Origin of the sequence: Megasphaera sp. AF13-6AC (assembly GCF_027685385.1) — a bacterium.
Classification (GTDB): domain Bacteria; phylum Bacillota; class Negativicutes; order Veillonellales; family Megasphaeraceae; genus Megasphaera; species Megasphaera micronuciformis.
Window position 1 is genome coordinate 1 of sequence record NZ_JAQCUN010000287.1, and the last position, 771, is coordinate 771.

The following is a 771-nucleotide window of genomic DNA, read 5'->3' on the forward strand; positions in this document are numbered from 1 at the left end:
TTGTCCTCATTTGGACAGAGTTCTTCATAAAATTAAAGAAAGCGGTATGAAATGCGGAGTAGCTTTAAATCCTTCAACGCCCGTATCCTCGTTGGAATGCATTGCTTCCTTAGTAGATTTGATCCTCATTATGAGTGTCAACCCCGGTTTCGGCGGTCAAAAGTTCATTCCCTATGCAGTTGATAAAATAGGTGATGTGACGGAACTTCTGGCAACGGTAGGGAATGATAAAGCCGTTATTGAAGTAGACGGAGGTATTACAGCCGATACTATCGGTCCCGTAACGGCTGCCGGAGCCACTTGGATTGTAGCCGGCAGTGCCGTTTTCGGTAAACCCGACAGAGCCGAAGCTATCCGCGCCTTACGGGGCGGCGTCCTTGTTTAACTGTACCCCGTATGCTATAATTTAAGCAGTAATTACAACCGAATAAGATAGTCTTTGAGGCGAGGTGAGGAAGCTGGGCTTTCAATTCCCGACCGGCGGTTATAGTCCGTGAGCTCATGCCGAGTTGAACCGGTGTAATTCCGGTCAAAAGTTCATTCCCTATGCAGTTGATAAAATAGGTGATGTGACGGAACTTCTGGCAACGGTAGGGAATGATAAAGCCGTTATTGAAGTAGACGGAGGTATTACAGCCGATACTATCGGTCCCGTAACGGCTGCCGGAGCCACTTGGATTGTAGCCGGCAGTGCCGTTTTCGGTAAACCCGACAGAGCCGAAGCTATCCGCGCCTTACGGGGCGGCGTCCTTGTTTAACTGTACCCCGTAT

General features: G+C 49.0%; 2 protein-coding genes. Both read left to right on the plus strand.

Going from position 1 to position 771, the window contains the following annotated elements; genetic code table 11:
- The coding region (locus PGX78_RS08910) for a ribulose-phosphate 3-epimerase (protein WP_270446604.1) at window positions 1-385 on the plus strand (385 nt) is incomplete at its 5' end.
- A gap of 124 nt (window positions 386-509) precedes the next feature.
- Window positions 510-758 (plus strand): hypothetical protein, encoded by a 249-nt coding sequence (locus tag PGX78_RS08915; protein WP_270446606.1) that lies wholly within the window; start codon window positions 510-512, stop codon window positions 756-758.
- The last annotated feature ends 13 nt before the right edge of the window (window positions 759-771 follow it).